This window comes from Myxococcus sp. AM009 (genome assembly GCF_013372605.1).
In the GTDB taxonomy this organism is placed as follows: domain Bacteria; phylum Myxococcota; class Myxococcia; order Myxococcales; family Myxococcaceae; genus Myxococcus; species Myxococcus vastator.
The window spans coordinates 1-404 of the sequence record NZ_JABXEP010000503.1; the positions used below are offsets into that span (position 1 = coordinate 1).

A 404-nucleotide genomic window follows, 5' to 3' on the forward strand; every position below is an offset into this window, starting at 1 on the left:
AAGCGCGTGGAGGTCCGCTGCGCGACGTGCGGCTCACACCTCGGCCACGTCTTCCCCGACGGCTTCGGCACGCCGACCGGTGACCGCTACTGCATCAACTCGATCAGCATCACGCTCAACGAGAAGAAGTAGTCACTCCACGGGGACCAGCGCCGAGCTGATCCGCACCACCCCGTCGCCGTACGTCGCGTCGGCCCACTCCTGGATCGACCCGTCGTCGAACACGACCTGCGCGTCGAGCGAGTCGGGCGATGTCGAGCCGCTGGTCAGCAGCTGCTCACCGAGCGCTGCCTGCAGCTCCTGGTTGACCTCGTTGAGGTCGGCGTCGGTGCGCTCGACGGTGGTCACGCAGAGCATCCCGCCCCACGTCCTGCGCAGCTCGGCCTCGGCGCCCTCGGCATCCT

At 68.6% G+C, this 404-nt stretch carries 2 protein-coding genes; one reads left to right on the forward strand and one right to left on the reverse strand.

Going from position 1 to position 404, the window contains the following annotated elements; genetic code table 11:
* Positions 1-132, forward strand: a 132-nt coding sequence (locus HV824_RS36605; protein ID WP_176425364.1) for a peptide-methionine (R)-S-oxide reductase, incomplete at its 5' end; no start/stop codon positions are given.
* Here the strand turns inward: HV824_RS36605 and HV824_RS36610 are convergent.
* On the reverse strand, positions 133-404 hold a 272-nt coding region (locus tag HV824_RS36610), incomplete at its 5' end, for a hypothetical protein (RefSeq protein WP_217918076.1).